This is a genomic window from Actinomadura rubrobrunea NBRC 15275 (assembly GCF_001552235.1).
Classification (GTDB): domain Bacteria; phylum Actinomycetota; class Actinomycetes; order Streptosporangiales; family Streptosporangiaceae; genus Spirillospora; species Spirillospora viridilutea.
This window is the reverse complement of the sequence record NZ_BCQU01000014.1, coordinates 18,205-43,104: the sequence shown is the minus strand read 5'-3', so window position 1 is coordinate 43,104 and position 24,900 is coordinate 18,205. Positions and strand designations below refer to the sequence as shown.

General features: G+C 75.5%; 25 protein-coding genes and 1 riboswitch. Of the genes, 7 read left to right on the top strand and 18 right to left on the bottom strand.

The features are described from left to right. Window positions 1-21: 21 nt before the first annotated feature. The 11 genes from AR3_RS06430 to AR3_RS06380 form a co-directional block, all read right to left on the bottom strand. The gene (locus AR3_RS06430) at window positions 22-618 is read right to left on the bottom strand and encodes a precorrin-8X methylmutase (protein WP_067909923.1); all 597 of its coding nucleotides are present in this window, start codon (window positions 616-618) and stop codon (window positions 22-24) included. Next, window positions 615-842, bottom strand: a complete 228-nt coding sequence (locus AR3_RS06425) for a 4Fe-4S binding protein (protein WP_067909920.1) — start codon at window positions 840-842, stop codon at window positions 615-617. Before AR3_RS06425 ends, AR3_RS06430 begins: the two co-directional genes overlap by 4 nt. Continuing rightward, entirely contained in the window at window positions 833-2,578 is a 1,746-nt protein-coding gene (gene cobJ / locus AR3_RS06420; protein WP_067909917.1) for a precorrin-3B C(17)-methyltransferase, read from the bottom strand. The genes AR3_RS06425 and cobJ overlap by 10 nt, the downstream gene beginning before the upstream one ends. Beyond that, complete coding sequence (locus AR3_RS06415) at window positions 2,575-3,864, bottom strand: bifunctional cobalt-precorrin-7 (C(5))-methyltransferase/cobalt-precorrin-6B (C(15))-methyltransferase (RefSeq protein WP_067910030.1); 1,290 nt, start codon at window positions 3,862-3,864, stop codon at window positions 2,575-2,577. Before AR3_RS06415 ends, cobJ begins: the two co-directional genes overlap by 4 nt. Window positions 3,865-3,869: 5 nt before the next feature. After that, the gene (locus AR3_RS06410; RefSeq protein WP_067909914.1) at window positions 3,870-5,096 is read right to left on the bottom strand and encodes a cobalt-precorrin-5B (C(1))-methyltransferase; all 1,227 of its coding nucleotides are present in this window, start codon (window positions 5,094-5,096) and stop codon (window positions 3,870-3,872) included. A gap of 16 nt (window positions 5,097-5,112) precedes the next feature. Continuing rightward, on the bottom strand, window positions 5,113-5,940 hold the full coding sequence (gene cobM, locus AR3_RS06405; protein ID WP_067909912.1) for a precorrin-4 C(11)-methyltransferase: 828 nt from the start codon (window positions 5,938-5,940) through the stop codon (window positions 5,113-5,115). Between the two features lie 68 nt (window positions 5,941-6,008). After that, on the bottom strand, window positions 6,009-7,367 hold the full coding sequence (cobI, locus tag AR3_RS32040) for a precorrin-2 C(20)-methyltransferase (RefSeq protein ID WP_227023208.1): 1,359 nt from the start codon (window positions 7,365-7,367) through the stop codon (window positions 6,009-6,011). After that, window positions 7,364-8,713 (bottom strand): cobyrinic acid a,c-diamide synthase CobB, encoded by a 1,350-nt coding sequence (locus AR3_RS06395; RefSeq protein ID WP_174545424.1) that lies wholly within the window; start codon window positions 8,711-8,713, stop codon window positions 7,364-7,366. The genes cobI and AR3_RS06395 overlap by 4 nt, the downstream gene beginning before the upstream one ends. 22 nt (window positions 8,714-8,735) lie before the next feature. Beyond that, window positions 8,736-9,338 carry a cob(I)yrinic acid a,c-diamide adenosyltransferase gene (gene cobO / locus AR3_RS06390; RefSeq protein WP_067909909.1) on the bottom strand — a complete coding sequence of 201 codons (603 nt, stop codon included), beginning with the start codon at window positions 9,336-9,338 and terminating at the stop codon, window positions 8,736-8,738. Between the two features lie 2 nt (window positions 9,339-9,340). Continuing rightward, window positions 9,341-11,371 carry a putative cobaltochelatase gene (locus AR3_RS06385; protein ID WP_067909905.1) on the bottom strand — a complete coding sequence of 677 codons (2,031 nt, stop codon included), beginning with the start codon at window positions 11,369-11,371 and terminating at the stop codon, window positions 9,341-9,343. Window positions 11,372-11,450: 79 nt separating this feature from the next. Beyond that, window positions 11,451-11,603, bottom strand: a riboswitch (cobalamin riboswitch). 111 nt (window positions 11,604-11,714) lie between these two features. Beyond that, entirely contained in the window at window positions 11,715-12,212 is a 498-nt protein-coding gene (locus tag AR3_RS06380; RefSeq protein WP_067909902.1) for an ATP-binding protein, read from the bottom strand. A 197-nt stretch (window positions 12,213-12,409) separates the two neighbouring features. Between AR3_RS06380 and AR3_RS06375 the strand changes: the two genes are divergently transcribed. From AR3_RS06375 to AR3_RS06365, 3 genes are all read left to right on the top strand, one after another. Next, on the top strand, window positions 12,410-13,252 hold the full coding sequence (locus tag AR3_RS06375) for a helix-turn-helix domain-containing protein (RefSeq protein ID WP_067909899.1): 843 nt from the start codon (window positions 12,410-12,412) through the stop codon (window positions 13,250-13,252). Continuing rightward, window positions 13,249-13,449, top strand: coding sequence for a DUF397 domain-containing protein (locus AR3_RS06370; protein ID WP_067909896.1), 201 nt, complete (start codon window positions 13,249-13,251; stop codon window positions 13,447-13,449). Before AR3_RS06375 ends, AR3_RS06370 begins: the two co-directional genes overlap by 4 nt. A gap of 126 nt (window positions 13,450-13,575) precedes the next feature. Beyond that, on the top strand, window positions 13,576-14,592 hold the full coding sequence (locus AR3_RS06365) for an LLM class F420-dependent oxidoreductase (RefSeq protein ID WP_067909894.1): 1,017 nt from the start codon (window positions 13,576-13,578) through the stop codon (window positions 14,590-14,592). Window positions 14,593-14,643: 51 nt separating this feature from the next. Here the strand turns inward: AR3_RS06365 and AR3_RS06360 are convergent, their stop codons facing one another. The 4 genes from AR3_RS06360 to AR3_RS30325 form a co-directional block, all read right to left on the bottom strand. Beyond that, complete coding sequence (locus tag AR3_RS06360) at window positions 14,644-15,453, bottom strand: methyltransferase domain-containing protein (protein ID WP_067909891.1); 810 nt, start codon at window positions 15,451-15,453, stop codon at window positions 14,644-14,646. Between the two features lie 81 nt (window positions 15,454-15,534). Beyond that, window positions 15,535-15,774, bottom strand: coding sequence for a hypothetical protein (locus tag AR3_RS06355; protein WP_067909888.1), 240 nt, complete (start codon window positions 15,772-15,774; stop codon window positions 15,535-15,537). Window positions 15,775-15,959: 185 nt separating this feature from the next. After that, window positions 15,960-16,784 (bottom strand): maleylpyruvate isomerase family mycothiol-dependent enzyme, encoded by an 825-nt coding sequence (locus AR3_RS06350; RefSeq protein WP_067909885.1) that lies wholly within the window; start codon window positions 16,782-16,784, stop codon window positions 15,960-15,962. A 108-nt stretch (window positions 16,785-16,892) separates the two neighbouring features. Continuing rightward, on the bottom strand, window positions 16,893-17,060 hold the full coding sequence (locus AR3_RS30325) for a hypothetical protein (RefSeq protein WP_157406626.1): 168 nt from the start codon (window positions 17,058-17,060) through the stop codon (window positions 16,893-16,895). Window positions 17,061-17,180: 120 nt separating this feature from the next. Between AR3_RS30325 and AR3_RS06345 the strand changes: the two genes are divergently transcribed. The 4 genes from AR3_RS06345 (at window position 17,181) to AR3_RS06330 (ending at window position 20,268) form a co-directional block, all read left to right on the top strand. Continuing rightward, window positions 17,181-18,380, top strand: a complete 1,200-nt coding sequence (locus AR3_RS06345) for a sensor histidine kinase (protein WP_067909883.1) — start codon at window positions 17,181-17,183, stop codon at window positions 18,378-18,380. A 19-nt stretch (window positions 18,381-18,399) separates the two neighbouring features. Next, window positions 18,400-19,047 carry a response regulator gene (locus tag AR3_RS06340; RefSeq protein ID WP_083950999.1) on the top strand — a complete coding sequence of 216 codons (648 nt, stop codon included), beginning with the start codon at window positions 18,400-18,402 and terminating at the stop codon, window positions 19,045-19,047. Between the two features lie 136 nt (window positions 19,048-19,183). Further along, complete coding sequence (locus tag AR3_RS06335; protein ID WP_227023207.1) at window positions 19,184-19,501, top strand: hypothetical protein; 318 nt, start codon at window positions 19,184-19,186, stop codon at window positions 19,499-19,501. Between the two features lie 89 nt (window positions 19,502-19,590). Further along, window positions 19,591-20,268, top strand: coding sequence for a DUF4328 domain-containing protein (locus tag AR3_RS06330; protein ID WP_067909877.1), 678 nt, complete (start codon window positions 19,591-19,593; stop codon window positions 20,266-20,268). Window positions 20,269-20,287: 19 nt separating this feature from the next. Here AR3_RS06330 and AR3_RS06325 read toward each other — a convergent pair whose 3' ends face one another. The 3 genes from AR3_RS06325 to AR3_RS06315 all read right to left on the bottom strand — a co-directional run bounded on the left by AR3_RS06325 (window position 20,288) and on the right by AR3_RS06315 (window position 24,594). Further along, entirely contained in the window at window positions 20,288-23,872 is a 3,585-nt protein-coding gene (locus AR3_RS06325) for a DNA polymerase III subunit alpha (RefSeq protein ID WP_067909875.1), read from the bottom strand. A gap of 12 nt (window positions 23,873-23,884) precedes the next feature. Beyond that, window positions 23,885-24,160 (bottom strand): DUF6504 family protein, encoded by a 276-nt coding sequence (locus AR3_RS06320; protein WP_067909872.1) that lies wholly within the window; start codon window positions 24,158-24,160, stop codon window positions 23,885-23,887. Between the two features lie 161 nt (window positions 24,161-24,321). Next, entirely contained in the window at window positions 24,322-24,594 is a 273-nt protein-coding gene (locus tag AR3_RS06315; RefSeq protein WP_227023206.1) for a hypothetical protein, read from the bottom strand. Window positions 24,595-24,900 lie beyond the last annotated feature (306 nt).

Below are 24,900 nucleotides of genomic sequence, written 5' to 3'. Positions count from 1 at the left end.
CCCGGTCTTTGTCCCGCACCGTCATGGGGTGTCCTCCTCGAAGTAGAGGAGCGCGTTGACGGCCGCCGCCGCGACGGCGGAGCCGCCCTTCTCCGAGACGTTGCTCAGCTGGGGCAGCCCGCTGGCGCGCAGCGCCTGCTTGGCCTCGGCGGCGCCGACGAACCCGACCGGCAGCCCGACGACCAGCGCGGGCGCGACCTCGCGCTCGATGATCTCGAACAGGGCGGTGGGGGCGCACCCGACCGCCCACACCGCGCCCGGGCCGACCTCGGCGTACGCCAGGCGCACGGCGGCGGCCGACCGGGTGACGCCCTCGGCGCGCGCCATCCGGGCGGCGGCCGGGTCGCCGACGCGGCACAGCGTCTCCCGCGCGGTGATCCCGGCGGCGACCATGGCCACGTCGGTGACGATCGGCGCGCCCGACCGCAGCGCCGCCAGCCCGCGCTCCAGGTGCGCCTCGTCGGTGACGAGGTCCACGGCGTACTCCAGGTCGGCGCTGGCGTGGATGACCCGCTCGGCCACCGCGCGCCGCAGCGGCGGCAGGTGCGACAGGTCGACGCGGGACCGCAGGATCTCGTACGACCGCGCTTCGATGGGGTGGCGCAGGCGCGCGCTCATGGGCACTCCTCGATGGCGTCGACCGGGCAGACCTCGATGCACTCGCCGCAGGCGGTGCACAGCCCGTCCAGCACGATCAGGGGGCGGCCGGAAGGCCCGTCCGGGGGCGGCGGCGCGGGGCGGATCGCGTGTTCGGGACAGGTCAGCAGGCACGCCCCGCACCCTTGGCACCGTTCCGTGACGACCACGCCGCGCCCGTCGCGTCCCGCGGCGTCTACGCCCATCGGTAGCCCCTCGGGGTGACGAAGCGGCCCGCCATGGTCCGGCTGCGGCTGGAGCCGACCAGCACGACGGTGTACATGTCGACCTGCGCGGGGTCCGCCTCCGCCAGGGTGGTGAGGGTGACGGACTCGTCCGGCCGTGAGGCGTTGCGGACGATCCCCACGGGGGTGTCGGGCGGCCGGTGCTCCGCCAGGATGTCCAAGGCCTTGGGCAGCTGCCAGTCGCGGGTACGGCTGCGCGGGTTGTAGAAGCACACCGTGAAATCGCCCTCCGCGGCGGCGCGGACGCGCCGTTCGATGACCTCCCAGGGCGTGTGCAGGTCCGACAGCGACACGTAGGCGTGGTCGTGGCCCAGGGGCGCGCCGAGGAGCGCCGACGCGGCCGCGGCGGCGGTGATCCCGGGGACGCCGTCGACGTCCACGGCGTGCGCCGCGCCCTCCGCGGCGAGCATCTCCAGCGCGGGGGCGGCCATCGCGTACACCCCCGCGTCCCCCGACCCCACGAGCGCCACGGCGCGTCCCGCCGCGGCCTCCCGGACGGCGGTGCGCGCGCGTTCCTCCTCCTGGCCGAGCCCGGAGGCGATCACGCGCGTCCCGGGGCGCAGCAGGTCGCGCACCTGGTCGACGTACTGGTCGAGGCCGACGACGACCGACGAGCGCCGCAGGGTCTCGGCGGCGCGCGGGGTGAGCAGGTCGCGGGCGCCCGGCCCCAACCCGACGATGCCCAGCCGGCCGCGCGGCCGCAGCCGCGCCACGGCCGCCGTGGCGCAGGTGGACTTGGTCTTCTCGGCGACCAGCTCGGCGCCGCGGCCGGACGACCGGGCCGCGTGCAGCGCCGCCGCCTCGGCGACGCTGGGGGTGCCGACCTCGGCGGCCACGACCGGGGACGGGTTGGGGACGCGCACGTCGGCCAGCACGTCGGCCGGGTAGGTGACGACCGGCCAGCCGCGCCGCCGCGCGGCCTCCAAGATCCCCTCCTCGTCGGCCTTCAGGTCCACGGTCGCCACGCAGCGCACGGACGCGGGCGACAGGCCCGCCGACGCCAGCGCCCGGTCGACCAGTTCGCCGACCTCCTCGGCGCCGACGCCCCGCGCCGAGCCGACCCCGACGACCAGCGACGGCGGGCGGTAGACGAGCGGGTCGCCGGACCGGCCCGCCCGAGGGATGTCGGCGGCGTCGGTCACCAGGATCGCGGCGGACGGCTCGTCGCCGCCGAACCGGGCGCGGACGTTCGGCGGCAGCGCGGGCAGCGGCCAGTCGTCGGCGCCTTCCAGCAGCACCGGTTCGCCGGACAGGACGGCCGCGCCGACCCGCGCGAGCGCCCCGGGGTCGTGCACGGTGAAGCCGAGGTCGGCGCCGTAGGAGTCCAGGGGCGCGACATCGGCCTGGTCGCTGGCGGTGGTGACGACGGGAGTGCAGCCGAGCACGCCGGCGAGCCGGTGGGCCAGGTCGTTGGCGCCGCGGTGGCCGCCGAGCACCGCGACGGCGAACCGCCTGCCCTCGTCCACGCACACCACGGCCGGGTCGGCGGCCTTGCCGTCCAGCAGCGGCGCCAGCACCCGCACGGTCGCGCCGACGGCGAGGAAGCCGACGATCGCGTCGCACGTCCGCCACGCCTCGCGCAGCCCGTCGGCGGCCTTCACGTCGGTGAACAGGCGCACCTCGTCGGGCCAGGCGGCGGCGAGCGCGGCGGCGGCGGTACGGCCGCTCGCGGTGGCCGCGACTATGCCGATCGTCACTGTGCGCTCCTCGGGTCGTCCTCGTCCGGCAGTTCGGCGATCGTCTGGGGGCGGCGTTCCGCGCGGTCGTCGGGGAAGGACACGGCCGGGGTCGGCTCGCGTTCGCCCCACACCACGAACACGGGGTTCGCGGCGGCCAGGCGGTGCACGTCCCCCGGCAACGGGGAAAGCCGGTTGGCCTGCAGCTGCACGGCCTGGGCCGTGAAGCCCTCCGCGGTGAGCGCGTCCAGGCTCGGCCGCACGCGTTCGACGGCTGCGAGCGCGACGACGACGCAGCGCAGGGCCCTGGAGGCGCAGGCGCGCACCACTTCCGGTCCGCCGCCGCCCACGAACACCGCGTCAGGGTCGGGCAGATGCTCCAGCACGGCCGGGGCCTCGCCGCGCGACACGGCGACCTTCACCCCGTGAGCCCGCACGTTGGCGCGGATGCGTTCGCAGGACGCCGCATCGCGCTCGACCGCCACCACCGCCGCGCCGAAGCGGGCGCATTCGACGGCCACCGAACCGCTGCCGGCGCCCACGTCCCACACCATGTCGCCCACGCGCGGCCCCAGCTTCGCCAAGGCGAACGCCCGCACCTCCGCCTTCGTCACCATCGAATCGCGGTGGTCGAACACCTCCTCCGGCAGCGCCCAGCCCGCCGGTCCCGGGGGCGCCCCGGCGATCCACCTCTTGTCGCCGACCGTACGGGACGGGTCGAGCACCAGCACCACGTTGGGGTCCCGCCAGGGCCGCGTGGTCGCCTCGGCCGGACGCACGTGCACGACGCGTTCGTCGGGCTCTCCCAGGTTCTCGCACACCACGAACGTGCGGGGCGTCTGGGGGAACAGCTCGCGCGCCAGCTCGGCCGGACCGGCGCCGGGCGCGGTCAGAACCGCGACCTTGGGATGGGCGCGGCACGCGTTCACGGCGCGGCGCAGCTCGCGGCCGTGCGCGGACACCACCAGCGCGTCGTCCCACGGCAGTCCCGCCCGCGCGAACGCCCGCGCCGCCGACGACAGCGCCGGCAGGACGCGCGGCCGATGCCCGCGCTCCCGCAGCGCCCGCACGATCCCGAAGAACCCCGGGTCGCCGCTGGCGACGACCGCGACGCGCGCGTCCGCGCCGGCCTTGTCGATCTCGTCGAGGGCGGCGGCCACGTCTCCCAGGACGACGCGGCGGGCGCCGTCGGGGACGGGGACGGCGGCCAGGTGGCGGGCGCCGCCGACGACGAGCGCGGCCTCCGCGAGGCGCTCGCGGGCCTCGGCGGGCAGCGGCGACCCGTCGTACCCGATCACCGTGATCATGGCGTTCACCGCGGCCGCGCCGTCCGCCCGTACCCGGCGATCCTGCGCTCGCCGGTGAAGTCGACCAGCATCGCCTCCGCCGTGAGCGGGCTGCGGTCCGCGCCGGCGGCCTCGGCGGCGAAGCGCTCCAGGACCTCGGCGACGCGCCGGCACAGCTCCCGCCCGCACGGTTCGAGCAGCCCGGCCTCCTCCCACAGCTCGTAGGCGTGCCGGCCGGTGTTGGCCGCGGCGACCCGCTCGGCGAGGTCCGGCGGGCCGCCCGCCGCGGTGGTGATCTCGCCGAGCAGCCCGGTGTCGACGCGCGAGCGCGTGTAGTGCGTCATCAGCACCCCGGAGGCGAGCTTGGTCAGCTTTCCCGGCATGCCGACGAACACCACGTGCGTCAGCCCGTGCTCGACCGCGCGCCGCAGCGCCGCCCCGGTGAAGTCGCCCACCTCGACGAAGCACACCTCCGGCAGCTCCGGCAGCAGCTTCATCGCGCCCCTCTCGGTGCGGCCGCCCGTGCACAGCACCAGCGTCGTCTCTCCCTGCGCCGCCATCACCGACACCGCCTGCTCGACGCTGGCCCGCCACGACGCCGTGGAGAACGGCCGGACGATGCCCGTCGTGCCGAGGATGGAGATGCCGCCGAGGATGCCCAGGCGCCGGTTGGTGGTCTTGCGCGCCATGCGCTCGCCCTCCGGCACCGAGATCACCACGCGGACGCCCCGCCCGGTGGCGGGGTCGGCGACCGCCTCCGGCGCGGGCGGCGCGTCCAGCGGCGCGCCGGCCAGCGCCTCCGCCACCGCCTGCGTGATCATCCGGCGCGGGACGGGGTTGATCGCCGGTCCGCCCAGTTCCAGGCCCAGGCCCGGTTTGGTCACCACGCCGACGCCCTCGCCGCCGTCCAGGTCGAGGCCGGGCGCGTCCCGCCACGACACGTCCGCGGTGATGTGCGCGCCGTGCGTGACGTCGGGGTCGTCGCCCGCGTCCTTGACCACCACCGCCCGCGCCCGATGGCGGACCGCGTCCAGGCTGCTCTCCTCCACCTTGAACGTGACCCGGTTGCCGGACGGCAGCGCGACCTCCACGTACTCGCGCGGACGCCCGCCGTGCCGCAGCAGCTGCGTCGCCGCCTTGGCCGCCGCGGACGCGCACGTGCCCGTGGTCCACCCGGTCCGCAGCGCCCTCTTGCGCACCTTCATCGTGCGCGGCAGGTCCGGTTCCCGAAGCCGCCTGATGTCGTCGTTCATGGCCGCCCTCCGCCGGTCATTGGCGTCGAGCCTCCGGACGGTCGGCCGCGGCGGGCCGGCCGGACGCGGCGCGCAGCCGGCGGCGTGCCGCGGGGTCGGCGCGCCGGAAGCCGTGGAAGTGCCCCGGGTGGTACAGGTGCGAGCGGGTCCCCCCGGCGGCCAGGGCCGGGCCGACCAGCACCAGCGTGTGCTTCCACAGCCGGTGCGCCTTCATCGTCGCGGCCAGCTCGCCCAGCGTGCAGCGGACGACCAGCTCGTCCGGCCAGGTGCACCGGTAGGCCACCACGCACGGGGTGTCCTCGGGATAGCCGCCCTCCAGCAGCTCGTCCTGCAGCTGCTTGGAGCGGGCCGCGGACAGGAACAGCGCCATGGTGGTCCCGTGCCGGGCGAACTCGCGGACCTCCTCCCCCGGCGGCATGGGCGTCTTGCCCCCGCCCAGCCGGGTCAGGATCACCGACTGCGCCACCTCGGGGATGGTCAGTTCGCGCCCCACCGCCGCCGCCACCGCGCTGAAGCTGGACACGCCCGGGATCACCTCGGTCTCCAGGCCCAGCGCGCGGCAGCGGTCGAGCTGCTCCTGCAGCGCGCCCCACAGCGCCGGGTCGCCCGAGTGGATGCGGGCGACGGTCAGCCCCTCGGCGGCGGCGCGCTCGTAGTACGGCAGCACGCCCTCCATCGGCAGCGCCGCCGAGTCGACGATCTCCGCGTCGGGGCGGGCGTGCTCGAGCACGTCCGGGTGGACCAGGCTGGCCGCCCAGATCACCACGTCCGCCGCGGCGATGGCGCGGGCCGCGCGGAACGTCAGCAGGTCGGCCGCGCCGGGCCCGGCGCCCACAAACAGCACCCTGCCGGTCCCGCCGGAGCCAGTCGCCGCCGGACCGGTCGCGGCGGGACCGGTCGTGCCAGGAGCGGTCATGCCAGCTTGCCTCCTCGGGGGCCGCGGCGGCCGGGCACGATCAGCGTGGACAGGTACGGGACGCGCCGGGGGAGGTCGCGGGCGGGCCGCACGTCCTCGCCGGGCAGGCCGAGCCGCGCGCCGTAGACCGCGTCGTCCAGCCGGCCGGCCTCCTCCAGCGCGCCGACCACCTCGTCGGCGACCGAGCCGAACTTGTAGGCGACGACGGTGTCGCACGTTTTGAGCGCGTCGCGGAATCCGGCGACGCCGCCGATGAGCGGCACCAGGCCCACCGACTCGGCGCCCTCGGCGAGGACGGTGCCCGACCGCGCCGCCAGATCCTGCATGGCGGTGATGCCGGGCACGGTCTCCACCACGGCCTCGGGGAGCCGCTCGCGCACCGTCTGGGCGAGGTAGGTGAACGTCGAGTAGACGTTCGGGTCGCCGATCGTGGCGAACGCGACCGTCCGCGCGCCGTCCCGGAAGGCGCGGACGACGCGGTCGGCCGCCGCGTCCCAGGCCGCCGCCCGCCTGTCCGTCACCCCGCCCCGGTCGTTCAACGCGAACACGACGCGTTCGGCCTTGCCGGTGTAGGCGCGGACGACCGATTCGGCCCGGCCCTCCTCCTCCAGCGCCATCACCGGCACGAGCACCACGTCGGCCTCGCCCAGGATCCGCACGGCCTTCGCGGTGACCAGCTCCGGGTCTCCCGGTCCGACCCCCACGCCGATCAGACGGGGCGCCTCCCCGCCCCGCGCCTCGTCCAGGTCGGGACGCAGCAGGCTGAAGACGACCTGGTCCAGGTGCTCGCCGCCGGGGCCGCGTTCGGCGCCGCGCGCGACGCCCTCGCGCCGGAAGCCGGCCTTCTCGGCGACGCGCAGGGAGGCGCGGTTGCCGGTCACGGCGCGCAGCTCCACGCGGTGCAGGCCGCACGTGCGCAGCGCCCACTCCGACACCAGGGTCAGCGCCTCGGTGGCGTAGCCGCGTCCCCGCCAGGACGGGCGCATGCCGTAGCCGACCTCGCAGCTCAGATGCGACCAGTCCAGCCGGAACAGCCCGATGGTGCCGGCGAACGCGCCGGTCAGGCGGTCGGCCACCGCGAGATGCACGCCGGTGCCGTACCGCTGCGGCTGGTGCACGCCCCGGTCCAGCCACCAGGCCAGCGTCTCGGCCTTCAGCTCGCGCGGGAAGGTCGGCGGCAGGACGTCCTCCCCGGCCCGGATCACCTCGATGAGGGCGGCGGCGTCGTCCAGGTCGAACGGGCGGACCACCACCCGCTCGCCTTCGAGGCGGACCGCCTCGCGGAAGGCGCTCATGCGGCGGCCGTCCGCCGGGTCGCGGACGGGGACGGCGCCGGGGTCGTCGGCGGCGGTCATCGGCAGGCCTCCACCATCCTCTGCGCGAAGTGCGGCGCGCCGGCCCAGTGCAGGTGCAGGTAGGACGCGACGCACGGGCCCTGGACGAACCCCTCCGGCCCGGACGGCGACCACTGCCACGCCGCGGTGGCGCCGTGGCCGGGCGCGGTGACGGTGCGGTGGAACTCGTGGCCCCGCACCCGCTCGCCGGTGCGCGCCACCACCGAGTCCGACACCGCGACGGCCGCCCGGTAGCCCAGCGTCAGCCGCGGGGCCATCGTCGCGGTCACCTCGCCCAGCAGTCCGCACATCGGCACGCCGTCCAGTTCGCGCGCCAGGTACAGCAGGCCCGCGCACTCGGCGTACACCGGGCCGGTGAACGACGCCAGCTCGCGCCGCAGCGGCTCGTTGGCCGACAGCTCGGCGGCGTACATCTCGGGGAAGCCGCCGCCGATCACCACGCCCCGCGTGCCGGACGGCAGCCGCTCGTCGCGCAGCGGGTCGAACCGGACGACCTCGGCGCCCGCCGCTTCCAGCAGCTCCTCGTTCTCGGCGTACCCGAACGTGAACGCCGGGCCGCCCGCGATCGCGATCCTCGGCCGCTCCCCCCGCGCCTCCTCCGCGGCGGGAGGCTCCCAGGGGGCCGCCGCCAGCGGCGGGGCGGAGCGCGCCACGGCCATGACGGCGTCCAGGTCGCAGGACTCGGCGACCAGCTCCCCCATGCGCCGGACCGCCGCGACGGCCTCGGCGTCGCGTTCCGCCGCCGGGATGAGCCCCAGGTGCCGGGACGGGGTGGAGACGCCGTCGTGCCGGCGCAGCGCGCCCAGCACGGGCAGGCCGATGTCGGCCAGGGCGTCGCGGCACATCTGCTCGTGCGCGTCCGAGCCGACCTTGTTGAGGATGACGCCGCCGAAGCGCACGTTCCCGTACGTGCGGAACCCGTGCACCGCGGCCGCCACGGACCGGCCCGAGGCCGCCGACGCGTCCACCACCAGGACCACGGGCGCGTCCAGCAGGGCGGCGACGTGCGCGGTGGACGCGAAGTCGCCGCCGGAGTCGTCCCTCCCGGCGCCGGTGAAACCGTCGTACAGGCCCATGACGCCCTCGATGACGGCCACGTCCGCCCCGGCCGCGCCGTGCAGCAGCAGCGGCGCGACCAGCTCCTCGGACGTCAGCCAGGGGTCCAGGTTGCGGCCGGGCCGTCCGGCGGCCAACGCGTGGTACCCGGGATCGATGTAGTCCGGCCCCACCTTGTGGGGGGACACCGCGAGGCCCCGCGCCGCCAGCGCCGCCATCAGCCCCGTGGCGACGGTCGTCTTGCCGCTGCCCGAGGCGGGGGCCGCGACGACCAGGCGGGGAACGCTCATGACGGCGCCCCCGCGGGCGCGCTCACCATTCGATGCCCTTCTGGCCCTTCTGCCCCCGGTCCATGGGGTGCTTGATCTTGCCCATCTCGGTGACCAGGTCGGCGAACTCCACCAGCCGCGGGTCGGCGTCCCGGCCGGTGATGACCACGTGCTGGCGCCCCGGCCGCTCCCGGAGCGCGGCGATGACGTCGTCGACGTCCACCCAGCCCCACTTCATCGGGTAGGTGAACTCGTCCAGCACGTACAGCCGGTACGTCTCGGCGGCCAGGTCGCGCTTGATCTGCTCCCAGCCCTCGCGCGCGTCGGCCGCATGGTCGGCCTCGGTGCCGCGCCGCCGGATCCACGACCAGCCCTCGCCCATCTTGTGCCAGGCCACCGTGCCGCCCTCGCCGCTCTCGCCGAGCAGCCGCAGCGCCCGCTCCTCGCCGATGCGCCACTTGGCGGACTTGACGAACTGGAACACCCCGATCGGCCAGCCCTGGTTCCAGGCCCGCAGCGCCAGCCCGAACGCGGCCGTGGACTTCCCCTTGCCCGGGCCGGTGTGCACGATCACCAGCGGGCGGTGGCGGCGCTCGCGCGTGGTCAGCCCGTCGTCGGGCACGTACTCGGGTCGTCCCTTCGGCATGCCTAGGCCCCCCTCCTCAGCGCGCGCTCCCGCCAGGAGGCCCTGGCGTCCCGGACGACTCCGGCGAGGGAGCCCGCGGCGAGATCCTCCAGCCGGACGACCTCGGCGCCCAGCCGCCCGCCCAGCTCGGCCGCCAGGCCCAGCCGCACCGGTCCCGACTCGCAGTCGACCACCACCGACGCCACGTCCGCCAGGAGCGCCGCCGCGGCGGCCGGGTCGGGGCCGTGGGTGGCGCGGCCGTCGGTCACCACGACCAGCAGCGGGCGCCGGGACGGGTCGCGCAGCCGCTCGACGCGCAGCACCTCGGCGGCGCGCAGCAGCCCGGCGGCGAGCGGCGTGCGCCCGCCGGTGGGCAGCCGCTCCAGGCGGCGCGCCCCCGCCTCGACCGACGAGGTCGGCGGCAGCACCAGCGCGGCGTCCCGGCCCCGGAAGGTGATCAGGCCGACCTTGTCGCGGCGCTGGTAGGCGTCGAGCAGCAGGCTCAGCACGGCGCCCTTGACGGCGCGCATCCGCCGCCGCGCGGCCATCGAGCCGCTGGCGTCGACGACGAACAGCACGAGGTTGCCCTCGCGCCCCTCCCGCACCGCTTCGCGCAGGTCCTCGGACGCGACGACCAGGCCGGGGCCGGTGCGGCCGCGGGCGCGCTGGTGGGGGGCGGCGGCGCGCAGCGTGGCCGCCAGGTGCAGGTCGCGCGTCCCGGGCCGGGCGCCGGAGACACGGCCGTGCGGGCTGCGCGCCTTGGAACGGCGGCCGGGCGCGCCCGTACCGGTGCCGGGGACGGTGAACAGGCGCGGCTTGTAGGCGGCGTCGGCGGGCGCGGGTTCGTTCTCGCGATCGGCTCCCGCCCGGCCCGACCGGCCGCCGTCGCGCTCCGAGCCCGCCGGCGAACCGGACGGCCGCGCGTCGCCGGACGCGTCGGCCGACGCGTCGGGCCGTCCGCCGCCGGGGCCGCCGGAAGGAGGCGGGTCGTCGTCGGGGGGCTCGGGGGACGGGTCGGCGTGCTCGGCGAGCACCTCGTCGAGCTTGCTCTCGTCCAGGCCGGGGGCGTCGAACGGGTCGCGGCGGCGCCGGTGCGGCAGCGCCAGCCGCGCCGCCGTGCGCACGTCGTCGGCGGTGACCTCGGTGCGGCCGTGCCAGGCGGCCAGCGCGATCGCGGCGCGGGCGGTCACCAGGTCGGCGCGCAGCCCGTCCACCTCGAAGGCGGCGCAGACGGCGGTGATCTGCCGCAGGGCCGCGTCGGTCAGCCGCACCTCCGGCAGCCGGTCGCGCGCGGCGGCGATCCGGGCGGCCAGCTCTGCCTCCCGCTCCGCCCACTCGGCGGCGAACGCGGCCGGGGACTCCTCGAAGCGCAGCCTGCGCCGCACAACCTCGGCGCGCTCGTCCGGGTCGCGGGTGGCGGCGACCTCGACGGTGAGGCCGAACCGGTCCAGCAGCTGCGGACGCAGCTCGCCCTCCTCCGGGTTCATGGTGCCGACCAGCAGGAACCGCGCCGCGTGCCGCACCGACACGCCCTCGCGCTCGACGTGCGACTCGCCCATCGCGGCGGCGTCGAGCAGCAGGTCGACCAGGTGGTCGTGGAGCAGGTTGACCTCGTCGACGTACAGCACCCCGCGGTGCGCGGCGGCGAGCAGGCCCGGCTCGAACGCCTTCACGCCCTCGGCGAGCGCCCGTTCGATGTCGAGGGAGCCGGTGAGCCGGTCCTCGGACGCGCCGACGGGCAGCTCCACCAGCCGCGCGGGCCGCCGCTCCGCCCCGTGCCCGTCGTGGGGTCCGTCGGGGCAGCCGGGGTCGGGGGCGTCCGGGTCGCAGGAGAACCGGCAGCCGGCGACCACCCGCACCGGCGGCAGCAGCCCGGCCAGCGCGCGCACGATCGTCGACTTGGCGGTGCCCTTCTCTCCCCGCACCAGCACGCCGCCCACGCCCGGCGACACCGCGTTGATCAGCAGCGCGAGCTTGAGGTCGGCCATCCCGACGACGGCGGAGAACGGGTAGCGGTGCGGGGCGGTCCGCCGGTCGGTCGCCGGACGGCTCATCGGCCCATCAGACGGGGCATGCCTCATCAATCCTTCCCCTCGGGTGTCCACGCCCGTGGCGGTCAGCTGCGACGGCCGGAGTCTCCTGGCTCCCGGATCACCGTTCCGGCACCGTCCCGGTGAGGGACGGCGCCGCTCCCCCGGCCTTCCAGCGTCGTCGCCGTGGCCTTCCGTGGGGGCGAACTCCCCGGTCACAGTTGCGGGCACAGCCCCGGATTCGCACCGGGTTCCTCCGCATCCGTCGACTGCAAAGCATGGCATACCGCCCGCATCCGCCCAAGTGGCGCCCACCCGGGTGCGATGCGGGCGGGCCCGCGGGGCCGTCGCGCGGGGCCCGGTGCGGTCAGGACGCGCCGGCCACGGCGAACCACACGGCCTTGCCCGGCACGGGCGTGTCCAGACGCGAGAACGTGCGCAGCAGGCCCCAGCGGCCGCGCGACAGCTCGGCGACGATGCTCAGGCCCCGGCCGCAGTCGCCGGACGTCCACGAGTAGCCGGGCAGGGTGGCGTCGCCGAAGGCGTCGAACACGGCGCAGCGCACCTCGGCGGGCGGCCGGGCGCCGCCCTCGTCGGCGCTCAGCCACAGCTCGTGCGGTCCGTGGTCGGCGGCGTGCTGGTAGGCGTTGGTGGCCAGCTCGCTCACCATGACCCGGGCGTCGGCGATCGCGTCCGGCGGCACGGCCAGCGCGGCCAGCGCGTCGGCCAGCAGCGTCCTGGCCCGGCGGGCGCACTCCGGCCCGCGCGGCAAGGTCCAGGCCCAGCCCGATCGGACGTCCGGTCCACCGACGGGCGCCGCGCCCGGCGGAGCGGCGTCATGGATGAGTTCTGACGAGGTGTGCACGGGCCCCTCCCCGCGGTCGAACAGTCTCGGCGGACTACGCGGCCATCTCGTCCCGTTACTGTGGGTCTCCTGGCGGTTACGCTTCCATGCAGCGTCGCGTGAGAATCTCATCCGCGCAACACCGTTCGCGAGATTGCTCTTACCGGGTTCGCCAATCGCGTTGAGAGGTACGGACCGAAACGCCAGACTCTGCCGTCATGACGTACCGGCCGACCGTACGAGGTCGTCGACTGGCCCGGGAGCTTCGCCGCCTGCGCGAGAATCTGGGCCTCACGTTGCAGGACGTGGCGGACCAGCTGAACTGGTCGCGCGCGACGCTGTCGCGCGTGGAGACGGCGCAGACCAGGCCCAAGGTCGGCGACGTCGCGCGGATGCTGGAGCTGTACGGGGTGCCCAGTCCGGAACGGGACGCCCTGATGACGCTGGCCCGCGAGGCGGGCCAGCGCGGCTGGTGGACCGCCTACGCCGACGTCTTCACGGGCAGCTACGTGGCGTTGGAGGACGAGGCGTCCGCCATCCACACCTGGGACCCCCAGCTGGTGCACGGGCTGCTGCAGACCGAGGACTACGCCCGCGCGGTGATCACCGCCGGGCGGATGCTGCCGGGCCCGGTGGAGATCGAACGCCGCGTCGCCGCGCGCAAGGCGCGGCAGGCGCTGCTCGACCGCAAGGACGCGCCCCTGCTGCACGTGGTGCTGGACGAGGCGGTGCTGCACCGCCCCATCGGCGGACCTTCGGTGATGAACGCCCAGCTCAGGAAGCTGGTCACGATGGCCGAGCGCCCGAAGGTGACGGTGCAGGTGCTGCCGTACGGGGCGGGCGAGCACGCGGGACTGGACGGACGCTTCACGATCCTTTCCTTCCCGGACGCCGCCGACCCCGATATCGCCTACGTCGAAGGCACCATGGGTGACGTTTACGTCGAAAGCGCAGAGGAAACAGGCGTACACAGGCGTCGCTTCGACCGCATCGTCGAGGCGGCGTTGTCCCCCGAGGATTCCGCGCACCTCATCATCGAGGCAGCAGGGAGCAGCCCGTGAAGAACCTGCATCGCGAACTCACCCGCGCTCTTTGGCGCAAGTCCACATACAGCGGAAGCGGTGACCAGTGCGTCGAAGTGGCGGCGCTTCCGCACGGTCTGCGCGCGGTCCGCGACTCCAAGGACCCGTCCGGTCCGGCGCTGATCCTTTCGGCGGACGGCTGGCGGGCCCTGGTCCGCACCGCACGCTCCGTATGATCCCCTCGGCGCGGTCGGCGGCCTGCCCTGCCCCGAGCCGCTGACCGCGCCGGCGGACGCCGCCGCCCTTCCCGCCGACTAGAACGTGTTCTAGTATGTGCGCCGTCGATCTCCGGAGGGTGCCTCGTGACCGCGGACCTCAAGCTGGGCCTCAACGTCGGCTACTGGCAGCGCGACCCCGACGACCAGACCGAGACGGTGCTGGCCGCCGAGCGGCTGGGCTACTACGCGGTGTTCACCGCCGAGGCCTACGGCTCGGACGCCTTCACCCCGCTGACGTGGTACGCCGCCCGCACCACGCGCATCAAACTGGGCACCGCGGTGGCGCAGCTGTCGGCGCGCACCCCGGTGGCGACCGCCATGCACGCCCTCACCCTCGACGCCCTGTCGGGGGGACGGCTGATCCTCGGCGTGGGCGCGTCCGGACCGCAGGTCGTGGAGGGCTGGTACGGGGTCCCCTTCCCCAAACCGCTGGCGCGCACCCGCGAGTACATCGACATCATGCGCCAGGTCTGGCGCCGCGAAGCCCCGGTGACCAGCGCCGGCCCGCACTACCCGCTGCCGTACCCGGGCGGCACCGGGCTCGGCAAGCCGCTGAAGTCGATCGTCCACCCGCTGCGCCCCGACATCCCCGTCTACCTCGGAGCCGAGGGCCCCCGGAACGTCGCGCTCGCCGCCGAGCTCGCCCAGGGCTGGCTGCCGCTGTTCATCGACCCCGCCAAGATCGAGCCGCTGTTCGGCGCGTCGCTGGCCGGGCGCCCGCCCGGCTTCGAGATCGCCGCGACCGTCGCCACGATCGTCACCGACGACCTGTCCGCCGCCCTGGAGCTCGCCAAGATCCCGCTGGCGTTCTACATCGGCGGCATGGGCGCCCGCGACCGCAACTTCCACCTCGACCTGATCGGCCGCCTCGGCTACGCCGAGGAGGCCGCCCGCGTCCAGCGGCTCTTCCTGGACGGCCGCCGCGACGAGGCGGTCAAGGCCGTCCCCGACGAGCTCGCCGACGCCGTCTCCCTGCTCGGTCCGATCGGCCGCATCAAGGAACGCCTCCAGCTGTGGCGCGACAGCCCCGTCACCACTCTGCTGATCGCGGGCGTCCGCGACGAGCCCACCCTCCGCGCCCTGCGCGACCTGGTCGGCTGAGCGGCGGCCGAGGGGGCGCGCGAGGCGGTCCGTCGGGGCCGGGCGTGGCGGTCAGGGGACGCGGCAGACGATTTCGCCGTGGGTGACGGTGAACCAGCCGTCGTCGGCGGCCGCCCACTGCCGCCAGCCCGCGTAGATGCGGTCCAGCTCGTCCCGGGTGGCATGGCCGCGGGAGACCGCGGTGTCGGCGATCGAGGAGCGGACCATCCGGCCGCCCCACGACTCGCTCCACCAGCGGCGCTCCTCGGGGGTGGAGAAGCACCAGCTGGAGGAGGTGGCGGTGATGTCGGTGAAGCCCGCCTGCCGGGCCCAGGACACCAGGCGGCGTCCGGCGTCGGGCTCGCCGCCGTTGCCGCGCGCCACCTTGGAGTAGACGGGCAGCCAGGCGTCCATGTCGGGCGGCTCGGGGTACCAGGCCATGGCGCCGAAGTCGGCGTCCCGCGCGGCCACCACGCCGCCGGGCCTGCACACCCGGCGCATCTCCCGCAGCGCGCGCACCGGGTCGTCGAGATGCTGCAGCACCTGGTGGGCGTGGACGACGTCGAACACGCCGTCGGGGAAGGCGAGCGCGTAGACGTCCCCGGTCACGAACGTGACGTTGCCGATGCCTCGTTCCGCGGCGTACCGCCGGGCGTCCTTCACCACCTGTTCGGACGCGTCCAGGCCGGTGACGTGGCCGGGCGCCGCCCGTTCGGCCAGCCCCACGGTGATCGTGCCGGGGCCGCAGCCCACGTCCAGCACGCGGGCCCCGGACCGGAGGTGGTCCACCAGGTAGGCGGCCGAGTTCTCGACCGTGCGCCACCGGTGGGAGCTCAGCACCGTCTGGTGGTGCCCGTGCGTGTAGACGCCTCGTCCGGCCATGGAGCCTCCTCTCGTCCCGGAGGCCCTACCTTAGGCCGCACATTCAGAATCTGAGATCTTCGTCTCACACGACGAACAATGTCAGGCGGCCATGGTCTCGATGAGGGCGTATTCCTCCGGACGCAGCAGGCGGGTCGGAACGAGGACGCGAACGGTGCCGCCCCCTTCGGACGCGGAGACGGCGTCGGACTCCTCCACCTCGGCGTAGGCGTTGAGAACGAGGCCGGTCAGCGAGGTCAGCCAGGGCTCGATGAGGATGCGCTCGGCGGGGCCGTACAGCCACGGGCGGGTGAGATGGAACGTGCGGATCGTCTCGCTCACTGCCACTACCCCTTCCTGTCGCCCCGGAGGGTCGGGCAAGCCGCGCTCCAGCGGGAGTTGCACAGAGATACGTACATGGAAAGACCGCGGGTTCGACGGGCATTCCCGCCCACCCGGCCGACGGCCATGAACCTATCCGCCGCCACCGACATTTTCGAACACGCGTTCGACGGGCGGGGGCGGCGTCAGCGGATGATCGACAGGATGCGGCAGGCGGCGGCGCCGAGCCGCGTGTCGCCCTCCAGCCGGGCCCGGGTGACGGCCTCCGCGGGATCGATCATCCGCACGCACAGGCGCCACGCGGTGGCCGGATCGAGGCGGACGACGGCGGTCGGCGTCGGCGCGGGCGGCGGGGCGAGCGACCAGCCCGCGGCGGTCGCGGTCGCCGTCCACGCGCCGGAGCCGTCGACGCGCACCTGCACCTGCGCGCCCTCGTCCGCCGCGACGTCCCGCAGGGTGTGCGGCAGCGCCCGCATGAAGGCGTCGAGCACCGGCTCGGGCGGGCGTTCGTCGCCCAGGCGCACGGCCAGCCGGATCTGCTGGCGGTGCACCCAGTACTCGGTGTAGTCGCGGGCGCAGTCCAGCCAGAGCGGGGCGGGGTCGGCGCCGGCCCAGCTCACCGGCCGCCCCGTGGCGTGCGGGTCGGACCGCTGCCACAAGTCGGCGATCTGCCGCCCGGTCATCTCCAGCGTCTCGATGAGCGACCGGGTGCTGAGCAGGTCGGCGGCGTCCACCCACTGCTGGTTGACGCGGTGGACGAACGCCGCGAACCGCTCGCCGGGCGCGGGCGCGGTCCACGGGTCCGGGCGGCCGTCGCGGTCGCGCGCGAGCCGCCCGTAGTCGTCACCGAGCAGATGCGCGGCGACGTCCTTGACCGTCCAGCCGGGGACGGCCTCGCGCCTCCAGTCGGCCGGTTCCAGTCCTCGCAGCGTGGCCAGGAGCGCACGCCGTTCGGGCGCGAACAGATGCCGCGCGTCGAGGGGCCGTCCCAGCCAGGCGAAGTCGGTCACGGGTCCGAGTTTCGCGTGACCGGCCCTTCCACGCACGCTTTTCCTCGCCGCGTCGGCCTCCGGCGTCTCGTCGGCCGGGTCGCGTCCGTCGAGGCGACGGGCCGGGGGTCACGGCGCCGTCTTCCCGTCCCGGACGGCGCCGGCGTCCCGCGGGGCCGTCTTGCGGCGGCGCATCGACTCGGCCACCTCGCGGGCGGGCATGACGATCCCGCCGTAGACGACGAAGGCGGCGAAGGCCGCCGCCACCGGCAGGTAGATGAGGGTCGCCGCGTCCATGGCTCCAGCGTGCGGGAGCCGCGCCGTCCGCCGCATCGCACGCCGGTGCGGTCTGTGCGCGGGCGTTATCGGCCGAATGGTGGATCCGCGGGTCCGGCCGAGGTCGTACCCTGCGTGCCCATGAGGGGTCCGGGATCGGGGCGGTCGTGGCTGGAGCGCGTCCACTGGTTCGGCGGCTGCCTGATCCGCGTGACGGCCGCGGGGATCGGCGGGCTGTTCCTGCTGGCGTGCCTCCTCGAGGTCAGACCCGTGGCCGGCCCGCTCGACCTGTGGCTGATCGCCCTCGCCGCCGTCGTCGGCCTGGCGGCGCTGGTCCGCCGGCGCGCCGCCGTCTGGACGGCGGCGGCCGTCGGCCTGTCGGCGTACACCACCGTGCTGATGGGCGTCACCGGCGCCGAGATGCACCAGCCCAGCATGTTCATCGAGATCTGCGGGCTGCTGGTGCTGACGCTGCGGGTGGTCTGGCGCACCCGGTCCGAGCGGCTGGTCGCGGCCACCGTGGCGGTGCTCGTGACGATCGTCACGCTCGCCTTCCGGCTGTCGCCGCGGGAGGGCCTGGTGCTGTCCGCGCCGCTGGCCGTGCTGGCCGCCGCCCCCGTCGGCCTCGGGATCTACCTGCGGGCGCTCGACGCCCGGCGGGCCCGGGCGCTGCGCGACGCGCGCCGCGACGAGCGCCTGGAGCTCGCCCGCGACCTGCACGACTTCGTCGCCCACCACATCACCGGGATCGTCGTGCAGGCGCAGGCCGCCCGGTTCGCGGCGCAGTCGGGGGCCGTGCAGACCCCCGAGCAGATCGACGCGGCCTTCGCCGGGATCGAGCGGGCGGGCACCGAGGCGCTGACCTCCATGCGCCGCATCGTCGGCCTGCTGCGCGACGCGCAGAACGGCGGCCCCGCGGCGCCCCGCGACGAGGGCGGAGGCGAGGAGTCGAGCGCGCGCCCCGTCGGCGACCTGGCGCGGGTCGAGGAGCTGGTCGCCGCGTTCACCGATCCGCCCGCCAAGCTGACCGTCGACCCCGGCCTGGGCGGCCTGCCCCCCGAGATCGCCACGTCGGTGCACCGCATCGTGCAGGAGGCGCTCACCAACATCCGCAAGCACGCCGCCGACGCCACGGAGGTCGAGGTCGGGATCACCCGGGCCGCGGACGGCGTCGAGGTCAGCGTGCGCGACGACGGCCAGGGACGCGGGCGGCGGCTGCCGTCCAGCGGGTTCGGGCTGGTCGGCCTGGCCGAACGCGTCGAGGCGCTGGGCGGGCGCATGCGCGCGGGGCGCCGCCCCGAAGGAGGCTGGGAGGTCGTCGCCGTGCTCCCCGTCGGCTGAGGCTGCGAGAATCGGGTCCGTGACCATCCGTGTACTGATCGCCGACGACCAGGACATGGTCCGTACCGGATTCCGGATGATCATCGATTCGCAGCCGGACATGCGGGTGGTGGGCGAGGCCGCCGACGGCGCCGCGGCGGTGGCGCTGGCCCGGCGGCTGCGGCCGGAGGTCTGCCTGTTCGACGTCCGGATGCCCCGCATGGACGGGCTGGAGGCGACCCGCGCGCTGGCCGGTCCCGACGTCCCCGACCCGCTGCGCGTGGTCATCGTCACCACCTTCGACATGGACGAGTACGTCTACGGTGCGCTGCGCGGCGGCGCGGTGGGCTTCCTGCTCAAAGACAGCGGCCCGGCCCTGCTGGTGGAGGCGGTCCGGGCCGCCGCCAACGGGGAGGCGCTGGTGTCCCCGTCGGTGACCGTCCGGCTGCTGGAGCACCTGGCCGTCCCGCCCGCCGAGCCGCGCCGCCCCCGCGAGGCCCTCACCGATCGCGAGCTGGACGTCGTCCGGCTGGTGGCGCGCGGCCGCACCAACGAGGAGATCGCACGGGAGCTGTTCGTGTCGCTGTCGACGGTGAAGACGCACCTCGGCAGCGTCCACCGCAAGCTGAACGCCCGCAACCGCGTGGAGGTCGCCGCCTGGGCCTGGGAGTCGGGCCTGATGCGGTGAGCGAGGGGGCGGCCCGCCGGCGGGGACCGGGCGCCGCGGACCGGACGAGACAGCAGACGACACGAGCGGACGACGGACGAAGGGAGCGGCGCTGGCCCCGCAGTCGCTGTACGGCCTGCCGGAGGCGGTCCTGGCGGTGTGGCTCGCCGCGGCCGCCGGATGGGGCGTGATCGCCGTGGGGCTGCGCCGCGGCCTGTCCGGCACGGCCCGCCGCGCCGCGCTGCTCGCGCACGCCATGACCCTGCCCGGACTGGTGCTGGGCGCCTCTCTGGTCGGCTTCGGCTCCCTGCACGCCACGGTCGCCGTCGCGGCGGAGTGGTGGGCCCTCGCCGCGGTCACCGGCCTGCGCCCGGAACGGCTCACCCAGCGCGGCGCCCTGCCGCGGCTGGCGGCCTGGCTCGTCCTCGCCGCGGCCGCCGCGGCCGCCGCCACGGCGCTGGTGCTGCCGCCGTGACCGGCCGCCCGGCGAACCTCCGCTGGGCGGAGCTGGTCAAACCTTCGTAGGATCCCGGCAAGGGAGCGCAAAATCCACGGAGGTGGATCATGCCGTGTGCGCTGTGCGGCGACATCATCCCGACGGATGTCGCCCGGTGCCCGGCCTGCGGCGCGTGGGCCCGGCGCCGCGATTTCCGCGCGATCGGCATGGCCGTGTTCATGCTGCTCGGGTTCAACGCCTTCGTCGCTCTCGGGTGCGGGCTGAGCCTGGTGCGGCTGCAGGAGCCGCTGCGGCTCGCCACGCGCGACACCTACGACGCCGCCGTCACCGCTCGGGCGCTGGCGCCCTACTGCGACGTGTTCCTGGTGTGCGGCGTCCTCGCGGGCATCACCGGCCTGCTGTACCTGGCCTGGCTGTGGCGGGCGCACCGGCAGTCGGGCCCGCACCGGTACGGCCGCGCGTGGGTTCTGCTCGGCTGGGTCACGCCGGTGGTCAACCTGTGGCTGCCGGCGCGGATCGTGTACGACGTGTGGCTGGGCAGCGGCCGCCCCCTGCGGCCCGCCGAACGCCACGCCGCCGCCCTGGTCGTGGCGGCCTGGTGGTCGTCCGTCCTGCTCGGCGCGGGGCTCGCCCGCGTCTTCACCGGCCTCGGCGTGCAATCGCTCGCCGAGGCGCGCTTCTGCGTCCACGTCGGCGTCGCCGCGGCCGCCTGCCAGGCCCTCGCCGCCGCGTCGTGCATGGCCACCGTCTTCCACATCACCCGCCGGCAGCTCGACGGCGCCTGACCGGGACGGCCCCCGGGCGCTACGGCGTGGGGCCGGAGCTGCCGCCGCTGGCGTGCCAAAGGCGGGCGGGGGGACGCCTGAAGTCGCCGCCGGCATGGCCGATGTCGGCGTACGGGGACAGCGCGAATCCGTTGGCGTACACGATGCGGCGGCCGACCGGGCGCGCGGAGACCGTGCCGCGCCCGTCCCGCGCCATGGCCTCCCGCACGGCGGCGGGGCCGCCGCGCCGCCACGCCTCGTCCAGCCCGACCAGGTCCCAGCACGCGTACGCGGTCAGCGACGCCGGCCGCGCGCCGCCCGGAGCCCGGCGGACGCGTCCCCGCACCACCAGCAGCCACGAGCCGAACACGATCGCGGCGCAGCGGTCCTGCACGGACTCGAAGAACGTCAGGTCGACGGGGCCGGTGGCGTCGTCGAGGGTGGCGAAGATGATCCGCTGCCCGGACCGCACCGCGGGCGTCTGCGTGGCCACCTTGACCCCCGCGACCAGCACGTCGTCGCCGTGCGGGCGCTCGGCCAGCTCGCGGGAGCGGACGACGCCCAGCTCGCGCAGCATCTCGTCGTAGAAGCTCAGCACGTGGCGGCTCACGTCCATGCCGAGGATGTCCAGCTCCGCCTCGACCACCTCGGCGGGCGTCATGTCGGGCAGCTCCCCCACCGGGATGTGCTCGACGACGCCCAGGCCGCCCTCGGTGCGGTCGTGCCCGAGCGGCAGCTGCCCCTCGATGAGCCCGTCGGGCGGACGCGACGTCGCCCGGTCCAGCGCCCCGACGCGGCACAGCAGGTCCCGCCGGTTCACCGCGGCGGGCCGCCTCCCGGCCGGGGGACCCCCGCCGAGCGCGCGATCGCCGGCCGCGGGGCCCGGGCGCGGCGGCATGAACACCGCCGCGCCGCCGACGGCCGACGAGACGACCCCGCGGCCCCCGCCGCTCCCGCCGGCGACGCCCGGACGGGGCGGGCGCAGGCCGTAGAGGGCGTCGAAGGCCCCGGCGAGCACGAGGCGCTCGGCGGTGGGACGGGAGACCCTGGCGCGCCGCCAGAAGTCGCCCAGGGAGTCGTAGGGGCGGTGTTCGACGATGCGTGCCACCTCGGCCTCGCTGATGCCCTTGACCTCGCTCAACGCGACGCGGATGCCGTGGACGCCGGGGGCGACCGGTTCGACGCGCCAGTCGGCGGCCGAGCGGTTGACGTCCAGCGGCAGGATCGGGACGCCGAAGTGGCGGGCGTCGTCGAGGATGGCGCGCTTGGGGTACATGCCCGGGTCGTGGGTGAGCACCCCGGCGTAGAAGGCGGCCGTGTGGTGGCGTTTCAGCCAGGCCGACTGGTAGGTGGGCAGGGCGAACGCCGCGGCGTGCGCCTTGCAGAAGCCGAACGCGCCGAACGCGGTGAGCGTCCGCCAGACCCGGTCGACGGTCGCCTCGTCATAGCCCTTGGCGAGGGCGGCCTCGCGGAACCACCGGCCCGCCTCGCGCTGCCCCTCCTCGTCGCCGAGCGCGCGCCGCACCGCCTCGGCCTCCGACAGCCCGCAGCCGGTCATGACGTCCAGCACGCGCAGCACCTGCTCGTGGAACACCACCACGCCCAGGCTCTCGCGCAGCGCGTCGGCCAGGTCGGGGTGCGGGTAGGACGGGGGCCGCACGCCGTGCCGGGCCTCCAGGTAGGGGGTGACCATGTCGGAGTTGACCGGGCCGGGCCGGAACAGCGAGATGTCGATGACGAGGTCGTCCAGGTTCCGCGGCTGCAGCTTGCCGAGCAGCTCGCGCTGGCCCGGCGACTCGATCTGGAAGCAGCCCAGCGTCCGGGACGTGCGGATCAGCTCGTAGGCGGCGGGGTCGTCGCGCGGCACGGCCTCCAGGTCGACCCGGGCGCCCTCGACGCGGGCGATCTCGGCGACCGCGTGGGCCATCGCCGACTGCATGCGCACCCCGATGACGTCGAGCTTGAGCATCCCCATCTCCTCGACGTCCTCCTTGTCGAACTGGCTCATGGGGAAGCCGAGCATGCTGGTCTCGACCGGGGTGCGGTCGCGCAGCGCGCCGTTCGACAGCAGGACGCCGCAGGGGTGCATGGCGATGTGCCGGGGCAGCCCGTCGAGCCGTTCGGCGATCCGGAACAGCACCTCCAGACGCCCCTGGGAGAGGTTGCTGCGGCGCAGCTCCGGCAGGTCGTGCAGCGCGGCGCGGATCTGCCGGGCGCGGATGCGCGGGAACGCCTTGGCGATGGCGTCGATCTCCTGCGGGGGCAGGCCGACCGCGTTGCCCACGTCGCGGATGGCGCTGCGGGCCCGGTAGGTCTCCATCATCGACACGCACGCCGTGTTGTCGCGGCCGAACCGGTCGAACAGCGCCTCGTAGGCCTCCAGCCGCCGGGCCGACTCCACGTCCAGGTCGATGTCGGGCAGGCCGGGGCGGCTGTCGGCCAGGAACCGCTCCATCAGCAGGTCGTGCCGCAGCGGGTCCAGGTCGCCGATGCCCAGCAGGTAGTTGACCAGGCTGCCGGCGCCCGAGCCGCGGATGGCGCAGCGGATGCCGCGGCCGCGGATCAGCGCGGCGGCGTCGGCGACGGTGAGGAAGTAGGCGGCCAGCCCCTTGCGGGCGATGACGCCCAGCTCGTCGGCCAGCCGGTCGGCCGCCCTCCTGGAACGCTCCAGGCCGCGCCTGGCCAGGCCCTCGCGGCAGCGCGCGACCAGCAGCGCGTGGGCGTCGCCGGCGACGTCGGGCAGGTGCAGGGCGCCCATGCCGATGTCGGCGGGCGAGTCCAGGGCGCAGCGTTCGCCGAGCCGCAGCGTCGCGGCCGTCAGCTCCTCGGCGGCGTCCGCGCCGCAGGACAGCTCGGCGACGCGCCGCATGTCCGGGATCGACTTGAGGTAGGCCTGGCCGGTGGTGTCGTCGAGGTGGCGCCGGTGCAGCGGGGCCAGGCGCCGCGCCGCGTCCAGCACCTGCGCGACGGGATGGTCGGCCCGGTCCAGGTAGCGGACGGCGTTGCCCAGCACCGCCGGGACCCCGGCCGCGCGGGCCAGGGCGAGCATCCGCGCGGCGCGGAACCCGTCGCCGGGCCCCTGGTGGTCGACGATCTCGACGACCGTCTCGGCCGCCGCCCGCCAGGCCGCCAGCCGGGACGCGGCCAGGTCGGGGCGGCGCTCGGCCACGGCCCGTCCCACGTCCGAGTCGGGGCCGAGCAGCACGACCAGCCCGTCGGCGTGCTCGCCGATCAGTTCCCGGGTGGCGACCGGCCTGGTCCGCTCGCCCGCCGCGTGCGCGGCGGTGACCAGGCGGCACAGCGACGCCCAGCCGCGGCCTCCGTCGGCCAGCACGACCACCCGGTGCCGGGGCTCGTCGCGCGGGCGCGGACGCCGCCTCGTCCCGGCCCCGCCGCCGGACGCCCCTCGCGGCGGAGCCGGATCGGCGACGGCGAGGTCGACGCCGAGCACGGGCCGGACCCCGGCGTCCCGGCAGGCCAGCACGTGCTTGACCGCGCCGTAGAGGCCGTCGCGGTCGGTCAGCGCCAGCGTCCGCATGCCGAGGTCGGCCGCGCGCGCGGCCAGCGCCCGCGGCGGCGCCGTCCCGTAGCGCAGCGAGTAGGCCGAGGCGACGTGCAGGTGCATGACGCACCGCCTTCAGTCCCACACCCGGGAGAGCATCCAGTCGTCCGCGGCCGCGTCGTAGCGCAGCTCGTACACCCCGATCTCCCGGTCCGGGGTCGCCTCGACCCGCCAGAACTCCCGCTCGCCGGTCACCTCCGCCTCCGGCTGCCGCTCGCGCCACCAGTCCCGCGTCGTGACCCAGTGCTCCAGGATCCGCCGTACGGTGTAGAGCCGTCCCCGCCAGACGAACCGGACCGGGCGCCCCTCGGACACCCAGACCTCCACCGGGTCCCCGAATACGCGTGTCATCCGCCTCCCCCGCCTATGGAAAGCAAGCACCGCACGGGGGAAGGCATGCGGCTCGTTCGAACACTTGTTCGCCACAAGTCTAGGGGCGCCGGGGACCGTCCGGCAAGGCGAAAGCGGGCGGCCCGGACCGGGTCGCCCCGAAGAAGCCGCAGGTCAGAGGGTCAGACGAACAGGCGCACCAGCCGGTCGGCGACCGCGGCGACCTGTCCCACGGGGGCGATTCCGCCGCCGGTCCACAGGTAGGACCACCCGTCCCCGACGGGCGTGGCCACCACCATGACGCACCGCCGGGACGCCGGCTCCAGCACGCACAGCACCGACTCCTCGGGCGCGGCCAGCCGCCAGCGCAGGCCCCGCGCCTCCACCTCGTACGCCAGCGCCGCGAGGTGATGCCGCCGCACCTCGGCGATCTTCTGCGCGTCGACAACGGACACCGCGATCAGCCGCCTCACCGTAGCGTGGCCGCCGCTCCCGCGACGCGGCGCGTCCGGACGACGACCTCCGGTAACTGCTCCCAGGATGTCCGGCGATGGAGATCGGCGCCGGAGAACCTGGAACTTCGGTCAACTTTTTTCCTCCCCCGCGCGGCCGTCCGCGGTACGGAACAGAAAGTCACCTCGTCCTTACGCGTCGCATCCGCCGTGGCCGGTGGCGAGCGGATCGCGGCGATGGCCCACGAGGGCCTGAGCGACCGGATCCGTCGGCCCGCCGAGTGATCGGACGGACCGTCGAACGGGAGG